Consider the following 24,329-nt stretch of genomic DNA (forward strand, 5'->3'; position numbering starts at 1 on the left):
TAGCGTTTTCACATTATTGGATGACCTTGGAGTGAATGATGGCGTCAGAACAGCTCGACGCGGCCATGGAGCACTGGAAAGCGGGAGAGCTCGATACGGCCGCCGCGCTGTTCAGGCAGATCGCGGCGACGGGGGATCCGGAGGCGTCCCACCTGCTGGCCGGGCTGCTGCACGAGCAAGGGGACCTGGACGGCGCCGAGGCGGCGCACAGATCGGTGATCCAGTCGGGCGACCCCGTGTTCGGCCAGCGCTCGGCGATGGCCATGGGGATGATGCTGGTCGCCGCCAAGGAGTGGCCCGCCGCGCACCGGGTGCTGTCGATCGCGTCGAGCGGGGCCGACTTCGAGGTGGCCGCGCTCGCCGACACCGCGATGGTGCTGGTGTTCACGCAGCTCGGGGACGCGCAGGGCGCGCAGGCGGCGCTGGAGCGGGCCCGCAGGTGTGACAGCCCGGCGGTGGCCGAGCTGGCCGCGCGGCTGGAGCTGCCCGAGTTCGACCAGGACCCGGCCTCGGCCCGCGACCTGTACGAGGAGGCCGAGGACGAGGACGACTACCGGGCGCTGCTGACCTGCGGCGACCCCGACGTGGTGGCGCTGTCGGCGTTCCAGCTCTACCAGTTGTACGCCGAGGAGGAGGACTTCGAGCAGGCCCGCGAGGTGTGCGAGCACGCCATCGCCGTCGGCCACCCCGACCACCTGGCCATGGCGCACAAGCTGCTCGGCGCGGTGCTGGTGGACCTGGGCGAGTACGCCGAGTCGGCCGCCGCCTACCGCGTGGCCGCCGAGGACCCCAGGCCGGACGTCCGGCTGCCCTCGCTCATCGAGCTGGCCAAGGTGACGGCGCAGCTCGGCGACGTGGAGGAGACGAAGGCGATCTTCCGCAGGGTGGTCGCCAGCGGGCAGCGGGACTACGTCGTCCAGGCCCAGGCTTGCCTGGCGCAGATGCACACCGAGGCGGGCGACGTGGCCGAGGCGCTGACGGCGGTGCGCGCGGTGCTGGAGTCGGGCGACAGCGAGTGGGCCTCGATCTGCGTGACCCTCCTCGGCATGCTGCTCGAACAGCGGCCGGACGCCTCCGCCGAGATCATGGCGGTCGCGGAGTACGCGGCCGGGCACGAGGACGCCGACGCCGCGTTCAAGGCCGGGCTGCTGCTGGAGCACGCCGCCAGGCAGCAGCCGCTCGCCGACCCCGTGGAGGAGCAGGCGCTCCAGGACACCGACGACGGCCTGGCCCTGGTGCGGGCGGGCGACCTGGCCGGCGCCAGACGGCTGCTGCGCAGGGCCGCCGACTCGGGCGCGGTCACGCAGTCGCTGCGGGCCATGGTGACGCTGGCCGAGCTGGAGATGGGCGAGGGCGACAGGGAGCAGGCCGACGAGCTGCTGGCGTACGTGGCCGAGAGCGACGACCTGCTCCAGGGCTTCAACGCGGCCTTCCTGCTGCACCTGCTGCGGGAGTCGGGCGACGAGCTGCACCCGGTGCTGGGGGCGATGCTCGACCATCAGCGGCTGGGCAGGGAAGAGGGGCTGCTGCGCTACCGCGCGGCCATGGACCACGGCGACCCGGCCGTCTCCGCGATCGGGACCGCCGTGTTCGCGCAGGTCCTGGCCTCGATCGGGTACGACCTGTCGGACGCGGCCGAGCTGTTCGCGGCGGCGGCCGGCACCGGTGACCCGCTGGCGCTGTCGTACACGGCGCTGATCTGCAAGGACATCCTCGCGGAAGAGCACGAGGCGATCGCGCTGCTGCACAAGGCCAGGGAAGGGGGCCACCCGGCGCTGGCGGCGTGGGTGGCGAACGGGCTGGGCACGCTGATCGCGGAGCAGGACCTCGCGGGGGCGCGGGAGGCGTTCACGGCGGCGATGGAGAGCGGCAACCGCGGGCTGCGGACCGATGCGACCGGCTCGCTGCTCGTGGTGCTGGAGCAGCAGGGCGACCTGCTCGCGGTCTGCCGGGTGCACGAGCGGCGCCTGGCGGAGGAGCTGCCGGCGGCGGACGTCGCGCGCAGTGCCTGGCTGCTCGGGCTGTACCGGGCCAGGCTGGGCGACCTGGCCGCCGCACGGGCGGCGTTCGGCCTGGCCGTGGGGCAGCCCGAGGTGATGGGGCGCTTCGCGCGGTGCCTGCTCGACCTGGATTTCGCGGGTGCGGCGGCGGCGTTCGCGGTGATGGAGGAGGAGGGCGACCGGTTCCTGACCACCAAGCTCGCCATGGAATGCGCGCACACCTGGCAGCGGGACGGCGAGACGGCCGCCGCCGACGGGGCGCTCTCCCTGGTGGCCGAGGGCGGCGATCCGCGCTTCCGCCAGGAGGCGGCCTGCTATCTGGGCGCGTTGCGGAACGACGTGGGCGACAAGCCCGGCGCACTGCGTGCCTGGGAGCGCGCCGCGGAGGGTGACGACGAGCGGCTGGCCGTCATGACGCAGGGGGACATCGGCCGGGTCCGGCAGGAGCTCGGGCTGTACGCGGAGGCGGCCGCCGCCTACCGGCTGGCGCTCGGCCGGGAGGACCTCGACGAGCGGCGCGCGGCCGCCCTGATCACGCGGCTGGCCGAGGTGCTGGTGGCCGGCGGCGGGGCGGACGAGGCCGGGGAGGTGCTGCGGGAGGCGTTCGGAGATGCTGAGGGCCGCTTGCGGCTCGCGCGCCTGCTGCGCGACCACGGCGACCTGACGGCCGCGCTCTCCGCCCTGACGCCGCCGACCGGCGAAGCCGCCGCTCTGGGCGGAGACGCCGCACTGAACGGTGGCGGCGCGTCCGCGCCGGCCGGGGACGAGGCTCGGTTGCTCGGTGAGCTGCTCGCCGGGACCGGTGACGTGGCCGGGGCGCGGGCGGCGTTCGAGCGGGCCGTGGCCGCGGAGCCGGAGTCCGCGTCGGAGGTGCTGGTGACGGCGGCGAAGCTGCTGGGGGAGGCGGGCGACGCCGAGTACGCCCGCGCCGCCTGCGAGCGGGTCGTCGCGCTGGACGACGACGAGTGGTGCGTCGCCGTGGCCCGCGTCCGCCTCGGCATGGCCTCCGCCAAGGAACGCGGCTGGGTGCTGGCCGCCGACGGGGACCGGGAGGGCGCGGTGGCGGCGCTGACCGAGTTCGCCGGGTCGGAGCTGATGGCCGAGATGCTGCTCGCGCTCAACGACGACGACGCCCCCGCCGTACGCCGCCTGCTGGCCGCCGTGGACCCCGAGGCCCGGCGCGAGTGCCTGACTGAGACCCTGGACAGGGCGCGCAGCCTGGACGACGGCGCGGCGGCCGCCGCGCTGCACCGGGTGGTCATCGACCTGGGCGACCCCGAGATCGCCGCGGAGGCCGCGGTGGACCTCGGCGCGATCCTCGCCGAGGACGGCCACCACTGCCGGGCGGAGCTGAGCTTCCTCCCGGCCACCGAGCACGCGCACACGTCGGGCATGGCCTGGCGCAACATCGCGATCGTCCGCCGGCGCCGCGGCGACCTCGACGGGGCGATCGAGGCGGCGCGCGCGGCGATGCCGTTCACCGCCGTCTACCTGGCCGAGGTGCTGGGCGAGCGCGGCGACACCGCCGGCGTACGCGCGGCGCTGGAGGCCGGGGCGGCGGCCGGCGACCTCGACAGCCTGTGCCACCTGCTCGCCCACCTGCTCATGGAGCAGGACCACGAGGCCGTGGCGAGCCAGGCGGAGCGGGCGGTCGGCACGGGCGACCCCGAGACCGTGTCGATGGGCTACTGGGCCTGGGGCGACGCGTACAAGGCGGGGGGCGACCTGGAGAACGCGGCCCTCATGTACGGCAAGGGCGTCGACACCGGTTTCCCCGGCACCTCGGCCGGCATCCGGGTGGACCTGGCCAGGACCATGCGGGATCTGGGCGACGCGGCGGGCGCCGCCCGCGAGGTGCGGCTGGCGATCGAGTCCGGCGCCCGGGACGCGGTGGAGCGCGGCGGCGTGCTGCTCGGCGTCTGGCTGCACGAGGACGGCGACCATGCCGGTGCCGCGGCGGCGTTCGCGGCGGCGTACGAGTCGGCTGTCGCCTCCGGCAACGACCTGGCCAGGACCGCGATGGACAACCTGGCCGCCCTCGCCTACCAGGCGGCCGATCGCGGCGAGCACGCGCTGGCCGTCCGGGTGCTCAGGCTCGCGGGCGAGAAGGGCGCGGGGGAGCAGAGCGCCGAGGTGGCGCGCGAGCTGGCCGGGGCGTGCGACGACCCGGCGGCCGTGCGGGCGTACTTCGAGCTGTCGGGTGAGCTGGCCAATGAGCCGGAGGCGGCGCTGACCGGCAGCGGCCCGTTCACCGAGCTGAATATCGCCGACCGGCTGGCCGAGCTGGGCGAGCAGGCCGCGGCGCGGGCCATCTTCGAACGGCTCAGCGAGCACGACGACGCCGAGGTGCGCTTCGTGGCCGGCGGCCGGTTGCTGGAGCTGCTCGGCGACGAGGGCGACGACGACGCCTTCTTCGACGTCGCGCAGCGGCGGGCGGCCGACGCGGACAGCCCGATCAAGGGCGTGTTCGGGAGCCTGCTCGGCATGCTCCAGGAGAGCAGGGGCGACACGGAGGCCTCGCTGGAGACGCTGCGGGAGGCGGCGGCGGGCGGCGAGCCCATCGCGCTGTCCACGCTGGCCCAGACGCTGGTCGGCGTGGGGCAGGTGGAGGAGGGGCGGGAGACGTACCTGCGGGTGCTGGACGCGGGCGACGAGGACCTCGCCGCGCGGGCGATGGTCGCACTCGGGCAGACCTGCCAGGACGACGACGAGCGGCAGGCGCGCGAGTGGTACCTCAAGGCCGTCGACGCGGCGGAGGGGCACGTCGGCGCGCTCGCGGCGATGTACCTGGGCGCGCTGGCCAAGCGCGACCGGGACTTCCCCGAGGCGCTCACCTGGTACCAGCGGGTGATCGACGCGGGCGACTCGGAGTCCGGCCTCGCCGCGGCGCATCTCGGCGAGCTGTGCTACTGGCTGGGGGACCGCGACGGCGCGCTGCGCTACTACGAGCTGACGCTGGGGCTGACCGAGCAGGCCGAGCTGGTGGCCGAGGCCGCCTGCCGGCTGGGCGAGATCCGGTACGAGCGCGGCGACCTGGACCTGGCCAGGCTGCTGCTGGTCAGGGCCGTGGAGACCGGCGATCCCACGTTCGGCACGGAGGCCGAGGCGCTGCTGGGCAAGTTCGTCCGGTGAATGAACTTGCCGTTAATTAAATGACCAATTAACCTCATATGGTCAAACAAATGGGGTGAGACAGATGGTCAGGGTCGGACGGCCGCCGCAGGATCCTGCGCGCCAGCTCGAACGAGCGCACAGGATCCTCGACGCCGCCGCCGAGCTGATCCTGGACCGGGGCTACGACAAGACCTCGATCGACGAGGTGGCCAGGCGGGCCGGTGTCGCCAAGGGCACCATCTACCTGCACTGGAAGACCCGTGACGACCTCGTCAGCGCGCTGCTGCGCCGCGAGCGCGTCCTCCTGCTGGCCGACATCCGCGAAAGCGGGCCGGCCACGCTGAGCGCGCTGTTCGGCGAGTTCGCCCGCGCGCTGCTGCGCCGGCCGCTGCTGCGGGCGGTCCTGACCGGCGACTCCCAGGTGCTCGGCAAGCTCACGCGGCAGAAGCGGAGCAGGCAGGGCGCGTTCGACCTGGGCGGCGCCTACGACGGCTACATCGCGGAGCTGATCAAGCGCGGCGCGGTGCGTGCGGAGCCGGGAGACCAGGTCACGGTCGTCAACTCCGTCGTCTACGGGTTCCTGTTCCTGCCCGACGGTTCCAGCGGCGTGGCGAGGCTGCCGGACGAGAGGATCGCGGAGCTGGTCGCCGACACCATCGAACGCGCCACGGGCACGGGACGCCGGCTGTCCGCCGACGACCGGCGCGCCGTGGAGCGGGCCACCCTCGACTTCATCGACGCCCTGGCGGAGTCCGCCCAGCTCAGGCTGGCGGGCTCCCTGGGCTCAAAGGAGTGTGTGACGTGAGGGTCGTACTCCCTCTCGACGATGCCGCTGCAGACCTGGCCACCGTGGGCGGCAAGGGCGCCTCCCTGGCCAGGCTGACCAGGGCCGGACTGCCCGTTCCAGGCGGGTTCCACATCACCACCGACGCCTACCGCGCGTTCGTGTCGGCCTTCCAGGACGAGATCCTCGCGCAGGAGAGCGCGGAGGGCATCGCGGCGCTGTTCGCGGCGCACGACATGCCCGCCGAGGTCGCCGCGGAGATCGGCCGCGCGTACGCGGCACTCGGCGACGACGTGGCGGTGGCGGTGCGCTCGTCCGCCACCGCCGAGGACCTGCCGGACATGTCGTTCGCCGGCCAGCAGGACACCTACCTCAACATCAGGGGCGACGCGCTGCTCGACGCGGTCAAGCGCTGCTGGGCCTCGCTGTGGAACCCGCGCGCCATCGCCTACCGCGACCAGAACGGCGTGCCGCACGACGACGTGGCGCTGGCCGTGGTGGTCCAGGAGCTGGTGGCGGCCGACGCGGCGGGCATCATGTTCACCGCGAACCCGGTCAGCGGCGCCCGCGGCGAGACCGTCATCAACGCCTCGTGGGGGCTCGGCGAGGCGGTGGTCGGGGGCCAGGTCACGCCCGACACGGTCGTCGTGTCCGGCGGCGCGGTCACCGAGTCACGGACAAGCGACAAAACGGTCATGACCGTCCGCACCCCTTCAGGGACCCACGAGGAGCCCGTGCCGGAGGACCTGCGGCGGGCGGCCGTGCTCGACGCGGCCCAGGCGCTGGAGCTGGCCGCGCTCGGCGCGCGCATCCAGACCCTGTACGGCACCCCGATGGACGTCGAGTGGGCCAGGCGCGACGCCGCGTTCGCCATCGTGCAGGCCCGCCCGATCACCGGCCTCAAGCCGCAGGTCGAGGAGTGGAACGACAGCCTCAGGGGCGACTACCTGTGGACCGGCGGCAACCTGGGCGAGGCCATCCCCGACGTGATGACGCCGCTGACGTGGTCGCTCGTGCGGCTGTTCATCCATGAGGCGATGTCGGCCTCGGCGCTGCCCGGCTTCGACCTCGTGGGCAACATCGGCGGCCGCTTCTACATGAACCTGAGCATCGTCTACTCCATGGTGCAGGCCCTCGGCATGCAGAGCAGGCTCGGCGCGGTCGAGCAGGTCTTCGGCAAGCTGCCGCCCGGCCTGGACGTGCCGCGGCTGAAGGTCTCGCGCTGGGAGATCATCAAGCGCGTCCTGCCCATGGCCGTGCGCATCCGGCGCCGCGTACGCGTGAACCTCAAGGGCATGCCCGCGTTCCTGGCCACCTCCCGGCAGCGCTGCGAGGACCTGCGCGCCCGGATCGCCGCCACCGGCTCGGGGCCCGAGCTGGCCGAGCTGTGGGTGCGCGAGATCGAGCCGCACCTGGTCACCTCCTGCCGCATGCTGGAGGCGGCGGGCCGCCAGGGCGGCTCCACCCTGGTCTACACCCGTGACCGGCTGCGCAAGCTGATGGGCGTGGTGGACGCCGAGTCCATGCTGACCGGCGTCAACGCCGACGGCGAGCTGGCCAGCCTGGGCCCCGTCATGGGCCTGTCCAGGCTGGCCCGCGGGGAGATCACCAGGGACGAGTTCGCCCAGTCGTACGGGCATCGCGGCCCCCACGAGTTCGAGGTGTCGATCCCCCGGCCGGGCGAGGACCCCGCCTGGATCGACGCCCAGCTCGCGGGCCTGCGCGACATGCGCGCCGACACCGAGGCGCTGCTCGCGCGGCAGGAGAAGGCCAGGGAGGAGGCGTGGGGCCGCTTCGCCCAGCGCTACCCGGGCAAGGAGGCCAAGATGCGCGCCAGGGTCCGGCGCTGGAACGCGGTCGTGCGCGATCGCGAGTCCGCGCGCTCGGAGAACATGCGGGCGTTCTGGGTGCTGCGGGCGTTCGCGGTGCGCGCGGGGGAGCTGACCGGGCGCGGCGACGACGTGTTCCACCTCTACCTGGAGGAGCTGCTGGCCCTGCTGCGCGGCGACGGGAGCGGGCTGGAGCGGGTGCCGGTACGGCGGGCGACCTACGAGCAGTACGCGGGGCTGCCGCCGTACCCGACTCTGATCGTCGGGCATTTCGACCCCGTGCGGTGGGCAGCCGACCCCGGCCGGCGGGGCGACCTCTACGACGCCCGCGGCGGCTCCGCTCCGGTGAGCGACACCGTGACGGGCTTCCCCGGCGCGCCCGGCGTGGTGGAGGGCGTCGCCCGGGTGATCTCCGGCCCGGAGGAGGGCGACCGGCTCAAGGCAGGCGAGATCCTGGTGACGACGCTCACGAACGTGGGCTGGACGCCGATGTTCCCGCGTGCCGCGGCCGTGGTGACGGACATGGGGGCGCCGCTGTCGCACGCCTCGATCGTGGCCCGCGAGCTGGGCATCCCCGCCGTGGTCGGCACCGGCAACGCCACCATGCGCCTGCGCGACGGCGACCGGATCAGGGTGGACGGAGAGCGGGGCACGGTCGAGTTGCTGGCGTGAAAAGACTGCGCCAAGTCGGCCGTCCACCGGGCCGGCGTGTGATCAGGCTGATGGCCATGATCGAACAGTGGACTTCCGAGTACGAACGCGAGCTTGAGGCGCGGTGCGCCCGCTTCAGGATCGCCAAGCTGGCGCTCGACCGCACCGACGACGACCGGCGAGAGGAGGGCTGGCTGCCGGCCGAGGCGGACGGTGCGGCATAGGCGGGGCCGGAGACCCACCGGCGACGTGTATAAATGCCTCGTATCCCCATAAAAGGGGGTCTCCCCCCGCAACTAAGGTCAGGCTCATGCGTGAAATCAGCACGTCGATCGACATCCAGGCGTCCCCCGAGCAGGTGTGGGCGATCCTTGTGGACTTCGACGGCTACTCGTCGTGGAACCCGTTCATCAGGGAAGGGGCCGGCGAGGCGGTCGTGGGCGGCAGGCTGACGCTGCGGATGTTCCCGGAGAGTGGCAAGCCCATGGTCTTCAAGCCGGAGGTGCTCGCCGCCGAGCCGGGGAAGGTGCTCAGGTGGGTCGGTCACCTCATCGTGCCGGGGCTGTTCGACGGGACGCACCAGTTCCTCCTCACCCCCACGCCGACCGGCACGCATCTGGTGCAGAGCGAGTCCTTCAAGGGGCTGCTCGTGCCCTTCCTCGGCAAGATGCTCGAGGGCACGGCCCGCAACTTCGAGCGCCTGAACGAGGCGCTGAAGAAGCGCGCCGAGGGCTGAGCCCGGCGGGCCGCCGCAGTCCTCTGGCGCGTGCGGTCCTCAGCCCTCCTGTCGCGTGCGGTCCTCAGCCGCCGACGTGGATGCCCGGCCGCCGCGCGGGGTCGGGCTCGCTCTTACGGATGATCTCGCGTACGACCGGAGCCGTGTCGCCGCGGCCGAGGATGAGATAGCGGAGCAGGTGCAGCAGCGGCGACCCCTCCGCCCACTCGAAGTAGCAGTGCGGCCGGACCCCGGTGGCGTCGCGCAGGGCGAGCAGGATGGCGGCGACCGCGTTCGGGGCGGCGGGGCTGTCCGCGCGCAGGATGCGGTGGCCGTTCACCTCGATCCCGCGCACCCGGAGCACGTCGCTGAAGCTGGACGGATCGATCACGTCGATCTCCAGGAACAGCACGTCGGCCCGGCCGGGAACCGGGTTCATGCCGCGCTGCTCGGTCTCCTTGGCGGCGTATTCGTCCGCTGTGCCCGACTGGCGGCGGTTGGCGATGAGGTTCAGGGCGCCGTCGTAGGCGAGGGAGTCGGTCACGAACTGCCGCGCCGCCTGGTCGAACTCGATCCGGTCGGCGCGCAGCTCGGTCGTGCGCGACACGCGCGAGATCAGCGAGATGGCCACGATGCCGAGGATGAACAGCCCGGAGATGGCGATGCCGTCCGGCTTCTCCCTGATGTTCTCCACCAGCGCGTACAGCAGGATCAGGGTGAGGACGGTGAACCCGGCGATGGCCGGGCCCTGGCGGCGGCGAATGGCGGAGATCGTCACCGCGACCGCGCCCGAGACCATCATGGCCAGGATGCCGGTGGCGTACGCGCCCGCCTGGGCGTCGACGTCGGCGTCGAACGCGATGGTGAGCACGACGCAGATGGCGGTGTAGACCAGCACCACGGGACGCACGGCGCGGCCCCACTCGGGCGCCATGCCGTAACCCGGCAGGTAGCGCGGCACGATGTTGATCAGTCCGGCCATCGCGGAGGCCCCGGCGAACCACAGGATGAGGATGGTGCTGACGTCGTAGACCGTGCCGAACGCCTCGCCCAGCCGCTCGTGGGCCAGGAACGCCAGTGCCCTGCCGTTGGCCTGGCCGCCCGGCTGGAACTGCTCGGCCGGGATGAGCACGGTGGTCACGAAGCTGGTCGCGATCAGGTAGACGCTCATGATGAGCGCGGCCACGGTCAGCAGCTTGCGCGTGTTGCGGATGCGCGACTCCAGGCGCTGCTCGGCGTTCGCGCCCTCGGCCGCCACCAGCGGCATCATGCTGACGCCCGTCTCGAACCCCGACAACCCCAGCACCAGCAGCGGGAACGCGAGCACGGCCGGTCCGATGAGACCGCCGAAGCCGCCGCGCCCGCTGGTCAGCTCCTCGGTCCAGCGGGAGATCGCCGCCGGGTCGCTCAGGGCCTCACTGAGGCCGACGGCGACGACGACCGCGTTCAGCAGCAGGAAGATCGCGACCAGCGGGATCGCCACGCCGACCGCCTCGGTGAAGCCGAGCAGGAACACGCCGCCGAGCACCAGCAGCAGCACCACGGTCAGCAGCACCTCGTGGCCGTGCAGGAAGCTCGGGAAGTAGGGGTTCTCCACGACGTGCACGGAGGCGTCGGCCGCCGACAGCGTGATCGTGATGATCCACGACGTCGCCACGAACCCCAGCAGCACCAGCACGAACAGCTTGCCCCGCCAGAACGGCAGCAGCCGCTCCAGCATCGCCACCGAGCCCTGCCCGTGCGGGCTCTCCCTGGCCACCCTCCGGTACATCGGCAGCATGCCCAGCAGCGTCAGCGCCACGATGAGCAGTGTGGCCAGCGGCGACAGCGCCCCCGCCGCGAGCGCGGCGATGCCCGGCAGGTAGGCGAGCGTCGAGAAGTAGTCGACGCCGGTCAAGCACATGACCTTCCACCACGCCTGCGGCTTGGCGTGCGCCTCGGACGTCTCGGGACCGACCGGCTGGACGCGATGCTGCAGCAGCCAGCGCGTCAGCCCGCTCGACGGAGCCGCCGGGCGGGTCGGACTGTCCACGACCTCCGGGATCGCAAGCCCACCGCTCACCGGATCTTCCCCTTTCGTCAAGAACGGACACCACCCTAGGGGGTCCGGGGCGGCCAAAATAGGTTGCCCCGGCTGACGGGCTCTGCTGTTCTTGCGAGGCAGTCCGGACGAGCCGAGGAGCAGGAAATGCGAGCAACGTACATGTCCCCCGAGGAAGGAAGAGTCGCCAACACAGAGGACATGACGTTCGGTGCGCATGCTCAATTTGGGAATCCTGGCCCATGTAGACGCAGGTAAGACCAGCCTGACCGAGCGGCTGCTCTACGCCGCCGGTGTCATCGACGCGGTGGGCAGCGTCGACGACGGCAACACCCAGACCGACTCCCTGGCCCTGGAGCGGCAGCGCGGCATCACGATCAAGTCCGCGGTCGTCTCCTTCGTCATCGGCGAAACCACGGTCAACCTCATCGACACTCCCGGTCACCCCGACTTCATCGCCGAGGTGGAGCGGGTGCTGAGCGTGCTCGACGGCGCGGTGCTGGTCGTGTCCGCGGTGGAGGGCGTGCAGGCGCAGACCCGCGTGCTCATGCGCACGCTGCGCCGGCTCGGGATCCCGACGCTCGTCTTCGTGAACAAGATCGACCGCCGTGGTGCCCGCTATGACGGGATATTGCGTGATCTCGCCGCGAAGCTCTCGCCGGCCGTCGTCGCCATGGGGTCCACCACCGGCCTCGGCACGCCGGGAGCCGCCTTCACCCCGTTCGCGGCCGGCCGGGCGGCGGTCACGGACAGGTGGATGGACGTGCTCGCCGAGCGGGGTGAGGCGCTGCTGGCCGCGTACGTGGACGACGAGGACTCGATCTCCTACGCCCGGCTGCGCGCCGAGCTGGCCGCCCAGACCGGGCGGGGGCTGGTGCACCCGGTGTTCTTCGGCTCGGCGATCACGGGGGCGGGCGTGGCCGCGCTGATCGCGGGCATCGAGGAGCTGCTTCCCGCCGCCGGCGGCGACCGTGCGGGGCCGGTGTCCGGCACCGTCTTCAAGGTCGAGCGCGGCCCGGCGGGAGAGAAGATCGCGTACGCGCGGATGTTCTCGGGCGCGATCCGTACCCGCGACCGCCTCTGCTTCGGCGGTGAGGGCGGTGAGGGCGGCGAGGGCGGTGAGGGTGACGGGCAGCACGCGGCGCGCGCGGGGAAGGTCACGGCGATCAGCGTGTTCGACCGGGGCACGGGGGTCCGGCGGCCCTCGGCCGGGGCGGGGGAGATCGCCCGCCTCTGGGGCCTGGCCGACGTCCGGATCGGCGACACGATCGGCCTGCCCCAAAAGCCGGACCAGAAGCCGGACCAGAAGCCGGACCGGCAGACCGGATCGAGCGGTCACTTCGCGCCCCCGACCCTGGAGACGGTCGTGGTCCCGTGCCGCCCGGCCGACAAGGGCGCGCTCCACCTCGCTCTCGCCCACCTGGCCGAGCAGGACCCGCTGATCGGCCTGCGCCAGGACGACCTGCGCCAGGAGGTGTCCGTCTCGCTCTACGGCGAGGTGCAGAAGGAGGTCATCCAGGCCACCCTGTCGAACGACTTCGGCCTCGACGTCACCTTCCGCGAGACGACCACGATCTGCGTCGAGCGCCCGTCCGGCGAAGGCGCGGCGTTCGAGCTGATCGCCAAGGCGCCGAACCCGTTCCTCGCCACCGTGGGCCTCCGCGTCGAGCCCGGCTCCGGCGGCGTGGAGTTCCGGCTGGAGGTGGAGCTGGGGTCGCTGCCGTTCGCGTTCATGCGGACGATCGAGGAGACGGTACGCGAGACGCTGCTCCAGGGCCTGCACGGCTGGCAGGTCACCGACTGCGTGGTCACCTTGACGCATTCCGGCTATTACGCCAGGCAGAGCCATTCCGGCGGCGTGTTCGACAAGAGCATGTCGAGCACCGCCGGCGACTTCCGCAACCTGGTGCCGCTGGTGCTCATGGCCGCGCTCGAACGGGCGGGCACCACGGTCTTCGAGCCGATGCACCGCTTCCGGCTCGAACTGCCCGCCGACACCCTGGGCCCGGTGCTGCCCGTGCTGGCCAGGCTGGGCGCCGTCCCGCGTACGCAGGCGTCGGGGCTGGTCGAGGGCGAGATCCCGGCGGCCAGGGTGCACGAGCTGGAGCAGCTGCTCCCGGGCCTGACCCGCGGCGAGGGCCTGCTGGAGTGCGGCTTCGACCGCTATCAGCCCGTACGCGGCCCGATCCCGGACCGCCCGCGCACCGACCACAACCCGCTCGACAGGAAGGAATACCTGCTCCACGTCGTACGGCGGGTCTAGGGCGCACGAGGTGCCCGGTCCCGGCTCAGGGACCGCAGCGTGTCGGCCCGGCGGACGCGTTCGGCCAGCTTGTGGTCCAGCGACGGCACCGTACGGACCGGGCAGGGCTCCTCCCGCAGCTCGGCGGCGAGGATGCGGTCCAGGCGGAAGCCGCGCCCGGCCCGGCGGGTGCGGCACCAGCCGATCAGGTACCACGAGCCCGAGGTGGTGAGCAGGCCGCCCGGCTCGACCTCGCGCTCGCTCTCCCGCCCCGCCGAGTCGGCGTACCGGATCCAGAGGACGCGCTGGCGGGTCACCGCCTCCTCGACGACCGCGAGGACGCCGGAGGCGGTGCGGGCGGGCAGCACGTGGATGCGTTCGGTCAGCGCGCGCACCTCCTCGGCGGCGGATTCGCCCAGGGCGGCGGCCAGCTTGCGCATGGCGGCCGGTCCCGCGGCCGAGAACGGTGTCGTGTGCTCGGCCCCGGCCAGCGCGGCGGCCACCGCCAGCGCCTCGGCCGCGGTGAGGTTGATCGGCGGCAGGGCGGTGTCGCGGTCGATGAACCAGCCCCCGTGCGGCCCGGCCTCCGCACGCACCGGCACCCTGGTCTCCATCAGCGCCTGCAGATCACGCTGCACGGTACGCCGCGACACCCCGAACCTGTCGGCCAGCCAGCCCACGGTGCGCGGCCGGGGCGCGACCGCGCGCAGCTCGTCCACGAGGGCGTAGAGGCGTTCGGTACGGTTCATGGCGTCATCTGGGGCAGGAGGGCACGGGACAGGGCACTCAGCCTAGGCCACCCACCTGCGGACGAACTCCTCCTGGGCCGTCACCTCGCGCCGGGCCAGCGCCGTGGGGTGCAGCGTGAATCCGTGCCAGCCCTGCTCCGCCACCACCAGCTCGGCCGCGTTGCCGGCCGCCGTCCAGCGGGCCGCCATGAACAGGGTGTCGTCGAGCACGGGATCGGCCGTCCCCACCGTGAACCGGGCGAAGGGCAGGTCGTGCAGGTCCGCGTAGAGGGGGGAGATGTCGGGATCGAGGCGTTCATCGTCTGACATTCCCGGAAACGCCGTGCGCCGGAACCACTCCAGGATCGGCCGGTTGATCAGCCGGTTCCGATCGCCCGCCGCGCGGTTGCTGGGCGTGCCGTGGCCCAGGTCGTACCCGCCGAAGGAGAGCTGGGCGGCCAGGAACGCGCCCGCGGGAGACACGGCGTGCCGGTCGCGCAGCCGCAGGAGCGTGGTGACGGCCAGCCGCGCGCCGGCCGACTCGCCGCCGATGAGCAGCCGTCGCGTGCCGAACTCGGCGGCGGAGTTCGCCACCAGCCAGAGCGCCGCCTGCTCGGCGTCGTCGTTCGCGGCGGGGTAGGGGTGTTCGGGGGCGAGCCGGTAGGCGACGCTGAGCACGGCCACGCCGCAATTGGCGGCCAGGTCGCGCAGGCGCGGATCCTGCCCGTCCGCCGAGCCGATCACCCCGCCGCCGCCGTGGAGGTGCAGGTACACGCCCTCCGGCGCGCGACCGTCCGGTGGCAGAAAGGCCCGGAGCCGGAGCCGGCCGCCGTCAGGGGTGGTCACGGTGCGCCAGGTCGCCTCGGGGACCGTCGTCAGGGCGGGGAACCCGCCTCCGCCGGCCCGCCGGAACGCGCGGGCCGCCACCGGGTCGTCCTCGACGTGCAGCGGCACCTGGCCGTCGAGCAGCTTCTCCATGCGGTCGTTCACGGCGCGGGTCTCGGCCAGCTCGGCGGGGTCCAGACCGGTCATGTGCAGTGTGGGGAGGTTCATGCGCCCCAGCCTGCGGCCACGCCGCGACACCGTTATGTCACGGTTGTCGTGTGAGGCCGATCACATGCCGTTATGCGCCGTCCTTGTCGGAGTCCGCGGCGAAGACGATGACGCCCAGGTAGCCGTCGTCCTCCTCGGTCACCTTCATCAGCATGCCGTCCTTGTAGATGGTGTCGTCGTCGTTGAACGTGTCGCGCCCCGTGTGCTCCGCGTACGGCGCCTTCGCCATGACCGCGCTGTTGAGCTTCTCGTCGAACATGACCTGCGTCGTCAGCACGCGCTCGCTGCTGAAGTGGACCATGGCGTGGATGTGGATCGTGCGCCCCCGGTACCAGCCGGGCCAGATGGTGGTGAACTCCACGATGCCGTCGCTGTTGGTGACCTGCGCGCCCCGCAGGTAGCGCTTGTCGTCGGTGGGCTTCAGGTCTCCCATGTCGCCCCCGCCACCACCGGGATCGCCGCTCGGGGGCGGACCGGTCGGTGCACCGCTCGGCGGGTTGCCGCCGCCCCCGCCCGTCGACTGCGCCTCGGCCCCCGAGTAGAGCCCGGCCGCGTCGCAGTGCCAGATCTCCACCACGGCGTTGCCCAGCGGCTTGCACGTCTCGCTGTCCTGGACCTTGATGGCCACCCGCAGCCGCACGCCCTGCTTGTCCTCGCGGATGTCGCTGCGGATCTTGTCGGCGTCGAAGTAGTAGGGGCCCTGGGTGGTGGTGGCGGTGAGCGCGCAGGTGTTCGCGCCGGCGAAGATTGAGGTGAGGTCCTTGGCCGTGGTGGCCTGCGGCGTCACGGTGGCCCCCGTGGAGGTGGTGACGGACGCCGTGCCGGAGCCGCTGCTGCAGGCGGCCAGCAGGCCGCCCAGCCCGAGCGAGCTGATGCCGGTGATCAGCCGTCGCCGGCTGACCCGCTGGCCTTCGTGGTCGTGTCCCACTGCGCACCTCTCTGGTGTCCGATGTCTTCGGACCACACAGTAGGAGAGATGCCGTTTATGACTCCTTTGCGGACAATGAAGTTTTGGTGAGTCAGCCGCCGTCCCGATCGGAGTCGGCGGACAGCACGATGGCGCCCAGGTAGCCGTCGCCGTCCCTGGTGACCCGCACGAGCATGCTGTCGTGGAAGATGCCGTCGTCGCGGTTGCGGACCTTTCGCCCCTTGTGTCCCGCGTACGGGGGCCTGGACAGGACCTCCGTGTTGAGCGCCTCGTCGAACATGAGCTGCGTCCCCAGCACCCGCTGGTCCCCGGCGTGCACCATGGCGTGGATGTGGACCGTGCGCCCCGGGTACCAGCCCGGCCAGATCGTCGTGAACTGCACGACGCCGTCGTGGTCGGTCACCTGCGCCCCGCGCAGGTAGCGCTTGTCGTCGGTGGGCTTCAAGTCGGCCATATCGGACTTGTCGATGTCGACGAAGAGCGCAGGACCGCTGCTGGCGCCCCTGGTCGGTGGCCCGGACGTGTCGCTCTTCGACTCCGCCTCGGCCCCCGAGTAGAGCCCGGTCGCGTCGCAGTGCCAGATCTCCACCACCGCGTCACGCAGCGGCCGGCACCTCTCGCTGTCCTGGACCTTGATCGCCAGCCGCAGCCGCACACCCGGCCTGTCCTCGCGGATGTCGCTGCGGATCTTGTCCGCGTCGAAGTAGAACGGCCCCTGGGTGGCGGCGGCGGTCAGCGCGCACCTGCTCGTGCCCGCGCTGGCCAGCAAGGCCTTGAGGTCCGCGCCCGTCGGTGTGGTGGTCCCGGCCGCCCTGGCGCCCGGCGACGCCAGCAGCCCGCCGAGCGTGAGCGTGCTGACGCCGGTGATCAGCCGCCGCCGGCTGACCCGCTGACCTTCGTGATCGTGTCCCACTGAAGCTCCCCGTCTCATCAGGTGGTACGGTCACGAACTTCTCACGCGGGGCCCGGCTTTCCGCGCAGACACGAGCCGCGCAGCCACAAAACCATTACTCACCGTATCGAAAGCCTTTTCGGTGATATCAAAACGTAACCAAATGCGTGCGAGCTGATCAGCGGCTGATCGCGCGACGATCAAGCACGTCAACCGCTATGCAGCAGGTTGCAGTGGATGATTGACAGCCAGGTCGGCCTGTTCTACGTTCCCGAAAACCTTTTAGGTTCACCGCATCGATCCAGTCCCTGTGATGTTAGCGCTAACAGGAACGTAAGGGGCCAACACATGAGACGACGATGGGCGGCGGCCCTCGCCGCGGCACTCCTGCTCCTCCTCACCACCGCGCGGCCCGCACTCGCCGGCCCGCCGATCACCACCGCGATCTACACGGCCGACCCGGCCGCGCTGGTCGTGGGCGACACGCTGTACGTGTACACCGGCCACGACGAGGCCGCCTCCGGCGGCACCAACTTCGTCATGCGCGACTGGCACGTCTTCACCTCCTCCGACGCCGCCACCTTCACCGACCAGGGCGCCAAGCTGGCGATCTCCAACTTCTCCTGGGCCGGCGCCGACGCCTGGGCCGGCGAGGTCGAGCGCGGTGCCGACGGCCGCTACTACTGGTACGTCCCCGTCAACGGCAACGGCGCCGGCTGGATGGACATCGGTGTGGCGGTCGGCAACAGCCCGACGGGCCCCTTCACCGACGCCAAGGGCGGCCCGCTGGTGAGCGACAGCACCCCCAACTCCTCGCCGCTGAACATCGACCCGACCGTCTTCACCGACGACGACGGCCAGGTCTACATGTACTGGGGCTCCTACTACGGCCTGCGCGCCGCCCGGCTCAACGCCAACATGACCACGATCAACGGCTCGGTCGTCACCCCGAGCGGCGTGTCGAACTTCTGGGAGGCCCCCTGGATGTTCAAGCGCAACGGCGTCTACTACCTCGCCTACGCCGCCAACGACTCGGCCTGCTCGGCGCCCGGCTACGCCTGCATCCGCTACGCCACCGCGAGCAACCCGATGGGCCCGTGGACGCACCGGGGAGTCGTGCTCGACCAGGTCACCTCGACCACGAACCACCCGGCGATCATCGAGTACAAGGGCCAGTGGTACATGGTCTACCACAACGCCGCCAGCCCCGGCGGCGGCAACTTCCGCCGCTCGGTGACCATCGACAAGCTCTACTTCAACGCCGACGGCACCATGCAGAAGGTCGTGCAGACCGGCGGCCCCACGACGCCGGGCAACCTGGCGGCCAGTGCCACGCCGTCCACCTCCTACGTCTCCTCCTGGGAGACGCTCGCCGCGATCAACGACGGCTACACCCCGGCGAACTCGGCCGACCACAGCCACGGCGCCTACGGCAACTGGAACCACCAGGGCACCGAGTGGCTCGAATACCGCTGGACCGCCGCGCAGACCGTCTCCAGGTCCGAGGTCTACTGGTTCGACGACGACCTCGGCATCGACCTGCCGGCCTCGTGCCAGGTCCAATACTGGAACGGCAGCGCCTACGTCAACGTGCCCGGCGCGTCGGGCTGCGGCGTGGCGGCCGGCACGTTCAACGCCACCACGTTCAGCCCGGTCAGCACGACCCGGCTGCGGCTGAACATCACCTCCAGATCCGGCTTCTCGACCGGCGTGCTCGAATGGAGGGCCTTCTCATGAGGCGCGCGCTCTTAGCCCTGCTGCTCATCGCGTCCGCGCTCGTCGCCGGCGCACCGGCGTACGCGGACCAGACGATCGGCCTGCCTGCCTTCGGCGGCCCGGCCGTCCCCGCGCCGCCGGTCGCGTACACGACCGGCAACACCATGCAGGCCATCTACGACGCGGAGAGCTCGGGCACCGACTTCTGGATGGACCGGCTGCTCGCCCGGCCGGGCAACGACCCCGCGGGGACCTGGCTCATGTCGCGCGGGCGGGCGCTGTTCATGAAGACCCACACGCCGGGCACGCTCGGCTTCGCCGGGCAGACGGCCTACTGGGAGAGCATCAGCAACAACAACGCCTACACCGTCGCGATCACCCCCGGCACGTTCACCGAGCAGGTGGCCTCCCGCTGGCAGGCGCCCAGCCACTGGAAGAGCCGGCACACCAGCGGCTCGGTCACCGTCAACCAGACGAAGTTCATCACCGACAACAACGTCGCCGTGACCAACCTGGCCATCACCAACGGCGGCACCGCCTCGACGACGCTGCAGCTCAGAGCCACCTCGCCGTACGCCACCACCGGCAGCGGCAGCGAGCTGACCGGCCAGGTCAACGCCTACAACAACCTCACCACGCTCTACCCCAGGCTCACCGGCGACGGGTTCACCGTCTCCAGCGGCGGCCTGAACAGGTCCGTCACGATCGCGGCGGGGGCGACCGTCACCGTCAAGGTCGTCATGGGCTTCGTCACCAACGAGATCCCCGCCTCCCGCACCGAGTACGACGCCTACGCCGGCTACTCGGCCGCGACCGCCTTCGCCACCCACGTGCGCGCCTACAACCTGTGGTGGGCCCAGAACGTCCCCTACATCGACGTGCCCGAGCCGGCCATCAAGAAGAACATCTACTACCGCTGGTGGCTGATGCGCTTCAACCACCTCGACGCGGACATCCCGGGGCAGACGTTCCAGTTCCCCACCTCGACGGAAGGCGTCCTGGGCTACAACAACGCGATCGCGCTCACCCAGCCCATGCACATCGACGACCTCAAATACCTGCGCAACCCGATCTACTCCTACGGCGACTGGCTGAGCGTCGGCCAGATCTCCAAGAACGGCCGCTTCCTCGACAATCCCGGCGATCCCGAGAACTGGTCCAACAGCTACACCCAGTACATCGCCGAGGCGGCCTGGAAGAGCTACCAGATCCACGGCGGCCAGCCGGCCATCGCCGCCAACCTGGCCCGCTACGCCGAGCAGGACGTCAAGGGCCAGCTCGCCTTCTACGACACCGACAACAACAAGCTCATCGAGTACGACTGGGGCGCCCTGACGGGCAACGACGCCGACGCCGTCTCCTTCCACTGGAAGAGCGGCCGGATGGACCGCGCGGAGGCCGCCTACCAGTACAGCGGCGCGCTGGCCGCGGCCCAGGCGTACGAGGCCGCGGGCAACACCGCCAAGGCCACCGAGCTGCGCACGCTCGCCACCCAGATCCAGAACGCCATCGTGAACGTCCTGTGGAACCCCAGCAGGCAGCTCTTCGAGCACCGGCTCAAGTCCACGAACGAATGGGTGCCGTGGAAGGAGATCAACAACTACTACCCGTTCTCCGTCGGCGCGATCCCGAACACGGCCACGTACAAGCAGGCCCTGCGCCTCTACGACGACCCGGCCCAGTACCCGATCTTCCCCTTCTACACCGCCAACCAGGTGGACAAGGCGGCCGCCGCCGCGGCCGGCAACCCCGGCTCGAACAACTTCTCCACCATCAACTCCACCGTCCAGTTCCGGCTCTACTCCAAGGTGCTGCGCGACTACCCGAACGAGTGGATGACCGCGACCGACTACAAGAAGCTGCTCTACTGGAACGCCTGGGCCCAGTACGTGGGCGGCAACACCCAGTGGCCGGACGCCAACGAGTTCTGGGCCGACTGGAACGGCTCCTCGATCGCCTACCGCTCCTGGATCCACCACAACATCCTGGGCAGCAGCAACTGGACGGTGATCGAGGACGTCGCCGGGCTGCGGCCGCGCAACGACGCCAAGGTGGAGCTCTCGCCGATCAACATCGGCTGGACCCACTTCACCGTCAACAACCTGCGCTACCGCAACGCCGACCTGACCATCGTCTGGGACGACCCGGCCGACGGCGTCGTGCGCTACCCGGGCGTGCCCGAGGGCTACTCGATCTACATCAACGGCAGCCGCGCCGCCACGGTGTCGTCGCTGGTGCCGTTCACCTGGGATCCGGCCACCGGTGACGTCACCACCAGCGGCACGGTCACCCACCACGTCGCCGTCGCCGGCCTCCAGGCGCCCGCCCAGGTGACGCAGAACAGCGCGCGCATGGTGGACCTGCTCGCCAAGGCGGGCGTCGACCTGACCGCCAACCTCACCAACCTCGCCGCCGGCGCCACCGCCACGGCCTCCACCACGGCCTCGGGCAGCAGCACCGCGGGCGCCGTGGACGGATTCCCGATCAACGAGCCGTTCTGGGGCGGCAGCACCGCGGGCCAGGACTGGTACGAGCTGAACCTCGGCTCGGCCCGCACGCTCAACGAGGTGCGCCTCTACTTCAAGGACAGCCGTCCGGCCAGCGCCACCTACCGGGCGCCGGCGTCCTACGACGTCCAGTACCACAACGGCACCTCCTGGGTGAGCGTGCCGAGCCAGGCCAGGTCGCCGGCCACGCCGCGCGCCAACTACAACGTGGTGCAGTTCCCCGCGGTCTCCGCGCAGCGGGTGCGGGTGCTGGCCACGGCCGCCTCAGGGGCCAGGACGGGGCTCACCGAGGTCAAGATCTACAACAGGGGAGGCGTCCAGCCGTCCCCCAACCTGGCGAGCTCGGCGACGGCGTCGGGGTCCTTCACCTCGTCGTGGGAGAGCGTGACCGCCGTCAACGACGGGATCGACCCGCCGTCGTCGAACGACACGGTGAACCCGCGCTGGGGCTGCTGGCCGGAGACCGGGCAGCAGTGGGTGGACCTGACCTGGCCCGCGGCCCGCACCCTGAACCGGGCCGAGGTGTACTTCTTCGACGACGACCAGGGCATCGACATGCCGGCGTCCTGGAAGCTCCAGTACTGGGACGGCAGCGCGTACGCAGACGTGCCGGGCGCCTCGGCGTACTCGGTGGCCAAGAACCAGTACAACAACGTCACCTTCACCGCCACGAACACCACCCGCCTGCGGGTGCTGCTCACCGCGACCGGCACCAGCTCCCTAGGCCTGCTGGAGGTCAAGGCCTACGGAACCTGAGCCACCGGGGAGGGGGCGGCTCTGCCCCCTCCCTTGGCCGGTCCGGCGATATGGGCCTTTTCGGCTTCGCGAAAGAGTAGTTACTTTCTCACTTTTAGTGACGGACCACGCTGGAATCAGGCAAGCTGCTTGCACAACTTCATCTTGATGGGTGGCGATCATGATGGCAGGTAAGTGGCAGGCAGGTAATCTCCCCGCGGAACTGACGAGCCTGATCGGACGCCGAGTAGAGCTGGACCAGGTCAGCCGGTCGTGCCGTCGCTCGCGGCTGGTGACCCTCACCGGCGTGGGCGGCGTCGGCAAGTCGCGCCTGGCGCTGAGGGCCGCCTCCGAGCTCCGGCCCGGGTTCAGCGGCGGCGCGTGGCTCGTGGAGCTGTCCCCGCTGGACGACGGCACGCTGATGCCGCACGCGATCGCCGAGGCGCTCCGGCTCACCGACCAGACCACCCGTCCGATGATCGAGGTGCTGGCCGAGCACTTGTCCGGCCGCGAGGCCCTGCTCGTTCTCGACACCTGCGAGCACCTGGTCGCCGACTGCGCGGAGACCGTGGCGACCCTGCTGGACTCCGTGCCCGACCTGCACATCCTGGCGACCAGCCGGCGCCCGCTGGACGTGCCGGGCGAGCTGGTGGTCGTGGTGGACCCGCTGCCGATCCCCCCCGAGGGCGCCACGCAGGCGGGCGGTCACGACTCCGTGTCGCTGCTGGCCGAGCGCGCCGCCGAGACCGTGCCCGGCTTCGAGCTCGCCGACCAGGACCAGGAGGCCGTGGTCCGGCTGTGCCGGCGGCTGGAGGGCATCCCGCTGGCGATCGAGCTGGCCGCGGCGCGGCTGCGCGAGCTGCCGATCGAACGCCTGGCCGACCGGCTGGATGACCGGTTCGCCACCCTCGGCGACGAGGCCGGCCTGGGGGACGACGCCGACCCGCCGTGGCACCGGGCGCTGCGTACGGCGGTCGGGTGGAGCCACGAGCTGTGCGAGCCCGCCGAGCGGCTGCTCTGGGCGCGCGTCTCCGTCTTCGCCGGGGACTTCGACGCCGAGGCGGTCCGCAGCGTGTGCACCGACGAGCTGCTCCCGGAGGCCGACGTCGGGCTGCTGCTCGACGCGCTGGCCGACGAGTCGATCCTGACCTGGCTGCCGACAGGCGCGGGCGAGCGCTACCGGATGCTGGACACGCTGCGCGAATACGGCGCGGGCTGGCTGCGCGGCCTGGGCGAGGAGGAGCGGTTCAAGCAGCGGCACTTCGAGCACTACCTGACGCTGGCCACCAAGGGCGCGGCCGGATGGGTGGGCCCGCTGCAGATCGCCTGGTACGACCGGATGGTCGGCGAGCACGACAACCTGCGCGCCGCGATGGAGGTCGCGCTGAGCAGGCGCGACGGTCCCGCCGCGGTCGAGCTGGCCGGGTCGCTCGCCTTCTTCTGGTACGGCTGCGGCCACGCCAAGGAGGGCCGCCACTACCTGGAGCAGGCGATGGCCATCGGCGTCAAGCCCGGCAAGGCCCTGGTGCAGGCGCTGTGGGCCGACGGCCTGCTGGCGGCGACGCAAGGAGACGCGGACGACACCGAGGCCAGGGCCGACGACTGCGCGGCCGTCGCGGACGTCGACGACGCCTACGCGAAGACGTGCGTCCAGGCGCTCAGGGCGTCGACCGGGCTGATGCGCGGCGACCTGCTGCAGGCGATGGCCGAGTCGGAGGGCCCCTACCTCGGCCGGTGGAGCGACGAGCCCCTCACCCTGGCCACGCTGCTGTCCCTGATGGTCCGGGCGGTCACGTTCACCGTGGAAGGGCGGATCGAGGACTCCATCACCGTGCTCGACGACCTGCGCGCGCTGTGCGACCAGCGGGGCGAGCAGTCGATGCGCTCCCACGGCGACCTCCTGCGCGGCCAGGCCGAGCTGGCCTCCGGGCACGTGGCCGCGGCCGTCGCCTACGGGCAGGCGGCGCTGCGCACCAAGCAGCGGCTGCACGACAGCTTCGGGATCGGGCTGACGGTGGACCTGCTCGCGCAGGCGGCCGGCGCGGCCGGCCGGGCCGTGCGGGCGGCCCGGCTGCTCGGGCTGGCCGAGCGCGTCTGGAGCATCAACGGGCAGGCCCAGGTCGGCGTGCCCGCCTGGGTCGCGGCGCGGGAGGCGTGCGAACGGCAGTCCCGTGAGACGCTCGGCGACAACGCCTACCAGGTGGCCTTCCAGACCGGCTACGACAGCGACATCGACGCGGGCATCGCGTTCGCGCTGGAGCCGGAGGGCGAGGACCTGCCGAATGGCGCATGATCGCCCGGGATGCTGGAGCTCCGACGTGGCGGAAGGGGCAGAAGTCGCACTCCCGCCGGTGACAGCGTCGGCGACTTGGACACTCGTCCGCCATCACGGAG

The 24,329-nt window shown here is 71.6% G+C and carries 14 protein-coding genes; 9 read left to right on the forward strand and 5 right to left on the reverse strand.

Features of this window, described 5'->3' with window-relative positions; genetic code table 11:
- Window positions 1-35: 35 nt before the first annotated feature.
- From ABEA43_RS04675 to ABEA43_RS04695, 5 genes are all read left to right on the forward strand, one after another.
- The gene (locus ABEA43_RS04675) at window positions 36-5,132 is read left to right on the forward strand and encodes a hypothetical protein (protein WP_345559022.1); all 5,097 of its coding nucleotides are present in this window, start codon (window positions 36-38) and stop codon (window positions 5,130-5,132) included.
- A 64-nt stretch (window positions 5,133-5,196) separates the two neighbouring features.
- Window positions 5,197-5,919 carry a helix-turn-helix domain-containing protein gene (locus ABEA43_RS04680; RefSeq protein WP_345559024.1) on the forward strand — a complete coding sequence of 241 codons (723 nt, stop codon included), beginning with the start codon at window positions 5,197-5,199 and terminating at the stop codon, window positions 5,917-5,919.
- Window positions 5,916-8,399, forward strand: coding sequence for a PEP/pyruvate-binding domain-containing protein (locus tag ABEA43_RS04685; protein WP_345559026.1), 2,484 nt, complete (start codon window positions 5,916-5,918; stop codon window positions 8,397-8,399). Before ABEA43_RS04680 ends, ABEA43_RS04685 begins: the two co-directional genes overlap by 4 nt.
- A gap of 50 nt (window positions 8,400-8,449) precedes the next feature.
- Window positions 8,450-8,602 (forward strand): hypothetical protein, encoded by a 153-nt coding sequence (locus ABEA43_RS04690; RefSeq protein WP_345559028.1) that lies wholly within the window; start codon window positions 8,450-8,452, stop codon window positions 8,600-8,602.
- Window positions 8,603-8,688: 86 nt separating this feature from the next.
- Complete coding sequence (locus ABEA43_RS04695) at window positions 8,689-9,114, forward strand: SRPBCC family protein (RefSeq protein ID WP_345559030.1); 426 nt, start codon at window positions 8,689-8,691, stop codon at window positions 9,112-9,114.
- A 64-nt stretch (window positions 9,115-9,178) separates the two neighbouring features.
- Here ABEA43_RS04695 and ABEA43_RS04700 read toward each other — a convergent pair whose 3' ends face one another.
- Window positions 9,179-11,155: an APC family permease gene (locus ABEA43_RS04700; protein WP_345559032.1), complete on the reverse strand. Its 1,977-nt coding sequence runs from the start codon at window positions 11,153-11,155 to the stop codon at window positions 9,179-9,181.
- Window positions 11,156-11,351: 196 nt separating this feature from the next.
- Here ABEA43_RS04700 and ABEA43_RS04705 point away from each other — a divergent pair, with 196 nt between their 5' ends.
- Window positions 11,352-13,397, forward strand: a complete 2,046-nt coding sequence (locus tag ABEA43_RS04705) for a GTP-binding protein (RefSeq protein ID WP_345559033.1) — start codon at window positions 11,352-11,354, stop codon at window positions 13,395-13,397.
- Here the strand turns inward: ABEA43_RS04705 and ABEA43_RS04710 are convergent.
- The 4 genes from ABEA43_RS04710 to ABEA43_RS04725 form a co-directional block, all read right to left on the reverse strand.
- Entirely contained in the window at window positions 13,394-14,125 is a 732-nt protein-coding gene (locus ABEA43_RS04710) for a helix-turn-helix transcriptional regulator (protein ID WP_345559035.1), read from the reverse strand. The two genes, ABEA43_RS04705 and ABEA43_RS04710, sit on opposite strands and share 4 nt — an antisense overlap.
- A 42-nt stretch (window positions 14,126-14,167) precedes the next feature.
- On the reverse strand, window positions 14,168-15,157 hold the full coding sequence (locus ABEA43_RS04715; RefSeq protein WP_345559037.1) for an alpha/beta hydrolase: 990 nt from the start codon (window positions 15,155-15,157) through the stop codon (window positions 14,168-14,170).
- 70 nt (window positions 15,158-15,227) lie between these two features.
- Window positions 15,228-16,085, reverse strand: coding sequence for an intradiol ring-cleavage dioxygenase (locus ABEA43_RS04720; RefSeq protein ID WP_345559038.1), 858 nt, complete (start codon window positions 16,083-16,085; stop codon window positions 15,228-15,230).
- A 91-nt stretch (window positions 16,086-16,176) separates the two neighbouring features.
- Window positions 16,177-16,998, reverse strand: coding sequence for an intradiol ring-cleavage dioxygenase (locus ABEA43_RS04725; protein WP_345559040.1), 822 nt, complete (start codon window positions 16,996-16,998; stop codon window positions 16,177-16,179).
- Window positions 16,999-17,325: 327 nt separating this feature from the next.
- On the opposite strand from ABEA43_RS04725, the gene ABEA43_RS04730 reads away from it, so the two are divergent.
- The 3 genes from ABEA43_RS04730 (at window position 17,326) to ABEA43_RS04740 (ending at window position 24,228) form a co-directional block, all read left to right on the forward strand.
- Window positions 17,326-18,714 carry a glycoside hydrolase family 43 protein gene (locus ABEA43_RS04730; protein ID WP_345559041.1) on the forward strand — a complete coding sequence of 463 codons (1,389 nt, stop codon included), beginning with the start codon at window positions 17,326-17,328 and terminating at the stop codon, window positions 18,712-18,714.
- Complete coding sequence (locus ABEA43_RS04735; protein WP_345559043.1) at window positions 18,711-21,956, forward strand: MGH1-like glycoside hydrolase domain-containing protein; 3,246 nt, start codon at window positions 18,711-18,713, stop codon at window positions 21,954-21,956. Before ABEA43_RS04730 ends, ABEA43_RS04735 begins: the two co-directional genes overlap by 4 nt.
- 160 nt (window positions 21,957-22,116) lie before the next feature.
- A complete protein-coding gene (locus ABEA43_RS04740) occupies window positions 22,117-24,228 on the forward strand; it encodes an ATP-binding protein (RefSeq protein WP_345559045.1) in 2,112 nt (703 codons plus the stop codon).
- Window positions 24,229-24,329: the final 101 nt, after the last annotated feature.

Origin of the sequence: Nonomuraea rosea (assembly GCF_039539705.1) — a bacterium.
GTDB classification, from domain to species: Bacteria; Actinomycetota; Actinomycetes; order Streptosporangiales; family Streptosporangiaceae; genus Nonomuraea; species Nonomuraea rosea.